The sequence below is a fragment of the Streptomyces sp. URMC 123 genome (assembly GCF_051386515.1).
Taxonomy (GTDB): Bacteria; Actinomycetota; Actinomycetes; order Streptomycetales; family Streptomycetaceae; genus Streptomyces.
Map to the genome: position 1 here is coordinate 1 of NZ_JBPQTV010000520.1, position 2,823 is coordinate 2,823.

Annotated in this window: 3 protein-coding genes; all 3 read left to right on the top strand. The window is 75.8% G+C overall.

The annotated features are described in order from the left end of the window. A partial coding sequence (locus ACSNOD_RS30225; RefSeq protein ID WP_436770271.1) for an acetate--CoA ligase family protein occupies positions 1-755 on the top strand: 755 nt, incomplete at its 5' end. A 153-nt stretch (positions 756-908) separates the two neighbouring features. Beyond that, positions 909-1,496 (top strand): DUF5998 family protein, encoded by a 588-nt coding sequence (locus ACSNOD_RS30230; protein WP_436770272.1) that lies wholly within the window; start codon positions 909-911, stop codon positions 1,494-1,496. Next, a complete protein-coding gene (locus ACSNOD_RS30235) occupies positions 1,496-2,695 on the top strand; it encodes an alkaline phosphatase family protein (RefSeq protein ID WP_436770273.1) in 1,200 nt (399 codons plus the stop codon). Before ACSNOD_RS30230 ends, ACSNOD_RS30235 begins: the two co-directional genes overlap by 1 nt. Positions 2,696-2,823 lie beyond the last annotated feature (128 nt).

The following is a 2,823-nucleotide window of genomic DNA, read 5'->3' on the forward strand; positions in this document are numbered from 1 at the left end:
CCTGCCTCACCGAGGGCCTGCGCCCCCTGCCGCCGCGCGACCTCACCACGGCCGCCGCCCCGCAGGAGTCCCACCTCCTCACGCCGGGCGAGACCGCGCGGCTGCTCGGCCGGTACGGCATCCGGGTGCGCACCACGCTGCCCGCGCCCGACCCGGACGCCGCCGCGCGGGCCGCCGCCCGGCTCGGCTACCCGGTCGCCCTCAAGACCACCGCCCCCCATCTGCGCCACCGCGCCGACCTCGGCGGCGTCCGCCTCGACCTCACCAACGAGACCGAACTGCGCCGCGCCCACCAGGAGCTGACCGCCGCCCTGGGCCCGGCCGAGGAGCTGCGCCCGGTGGTGCAGGCCATGGTGGCGCGCGGGGTCGACACGGTGGTGCGCGCGGCCATCGACCCCGGCGCCGGCGCGGTGCTCTCCTTCGGCCTCGCCGGGGCCCCCTCCGAGCTGCTCGGCGACACCGCGCACCGGCTCGTGCCCGTCACCGACCGGGACGCCGCCTCGCTCATCCGTTCGCTGCGCACCGCGCCGCTGCTGTTCGGCTGGCGGGGCGCGCGCCCGGTCGACACCGCCGCCCTGGAAGAGCTGCTGCTGCGGGTCTCCCGGCTGGTGGCCGACCACCCCGAGGTCGTCGCCGTCGACCTGGAGCCGGTGGTGGTGGCCCCCCGGGGCCTGAGCGTGCTCGACGCGGCGGTCCGCCTCGCGCCCCCCGCGGCCCGTACGGACTTCGGCCCGCGCCGGCTGCCCTCGTACTGAGGTACGACCAGGTGGGCGGCTCCCCGTACTGACGCGCGGCCCGACGCGCGGTCGCTCCGTACTGACGTGCGCACCGACGCGTGGCCGCCCCCGTACGGAACGGAGCGCCGCCGCGGACAGCCCGCACCCGCCACGCCCCGTAGGATGGAGCTCATGGCGAAGACCGGTACGACGACCCAGGGGCTGCGCGCGGCGATCGAGCGCAGCGGCTACTACCCGGCCCTCGTGGCCGAGGCGGTGGAGGCCGCCGTGGGAGGCGAGCCGGTCGCGTCCTACCTGGTGCACCAGGAGACGACGTTCGACTCCAACGAGGTCCGCCGCCATGTGACGGTGCTCGTCCTCACGGGCAACCGCTTCATCGTCAGCCACACCGACGAGCAGGCCGCGGACGCCACCTCCCCCTCGCCGTACGCCACCACCTCCACCGAGTCGGTGAAGCTGGAGAAGATCTCCTCCATCGTGGTGAGCCGGGTCGTCGCGAACCCCGAGTCGTACACCCCCGGCACCCTCCCGCGCGAGGTCGTGCTCACCATCGGCTGGGGCGCCGTCAACCGCCTCGACCTGGAGCCGGCCGCCTGCGGCGACCCCAACTGCGACGCCGACCACGGCTACACCGGCTCCTCCACCGCCGACGACCTCAGCCTGCGGGTGAGCGAGGCCGGCGACGGGCCGGACTCCGTGCGCCAGACCCTGGCCTTCGCCCAGGCGCTCTCCGAGGCGACCGCGGTGACCGGCCGCTGATGGCGCATACCGCCACGCCGGGCCCGGCCTGGCACGAACCCACCCCCCTCGATCCGCGCGGCGCCCCGGCCCCCCGGTACGGCACCGGCTCGCTCGCCGATCTGCTGCCGACCGTCGCGGCGGGCCAGGGCGTGCCCGGGCTCACCCCCGGTCTGGACCTCGCCCCCGCCGACCGCGTCTGCGTCTTCCTCGTCGACGGACTCGGCTGGGAGCTGCTCAAGGCCCACCCCGACGAGGCGCCGTTCCTGACCTCGCTGATGGCCGGCTCGTACGGCGGCACCGGGCAGCCGCTGACGGCCGGGTTCCCGTCCACCACCGCCACCTCGCTGGCCTCGGTCGGCACGGGTCTGCCGCCCGGCGCGCACGGCCTCGCCGGCTACACCGTGCGCGACCCCGCCACCGACCAGCTGATGAACCAGCTCCGCTGGCGGCCGTGGACCGAGCCGCGCGACTGGCAGCCGTACCCCACCGTCTTCGAGCTGGCCGCCGCGGCCGGCGTGGCCACCTGCCAGGTCACCTCCCCGGACTTCCGCCACACCCCGCTGACGCAGGTGGCGCTCAGCGGCGGCACCTTCCACGGCCGGCTCTCCGGCGAGGAGCGGATGGACCTGGCGGCCGACCGGCTCGCCGCCGACGACCGCTCCCTCGTCTACACCTACTACAGCGAGGTCGACGGCAAGGGCCACCGCTTCGGCATCGACTCGGACGCCTGGCGCGGCCAGCTGATGTACGTCGACCGGCTCGTCGAACGCCTGGCCGAACAGCTGCCGCCGCGGTCGGCGCTCTACGTCACCGCCGACCACGGCATGATCGACCTGCCGGACGACCCCGAGGCGCGGATCGACTTCGACGAGGACTGGGAGCTGCGCGCCGGCGTCGCGCTGCTCGGCGGCGAGGGCCGGGCGCGCCATGTGTACGCCGTGCCCGGCGCCGCGGCCGATGTGGCCGCCGTCTGGCGGGAGGTGCTCGGCGACCGGTTCTGGGTGGCCACCCGCGACGAGGCGATCGCCGCGGGCTGGTTCGGCCCGCGCATCGACGAGCGGGTGCGCGGGCGGATCGGCGACGTCGTCGCGGCCGCCTGCGACGACGTCGCGATCGTGGCCACGCGCAGCGAGCCGAACGAGTCCGCGATGATCGGGCTGCACGGCTCGATGACCGCCGTCGAACAGCTGGTCCCGCTGCTCGAGATCCGCACGTGACACGGTCCGCGACCACCGCGGCCACCGCGACTGTCCGGACCCCGCCGACCGCGTCTGCGTCTTCCTCGTCGACGGACTCGCTCACCCGCAGGCTGAGGTCGTCGGCGGTGGAGGAGCCGGTGTAGCCG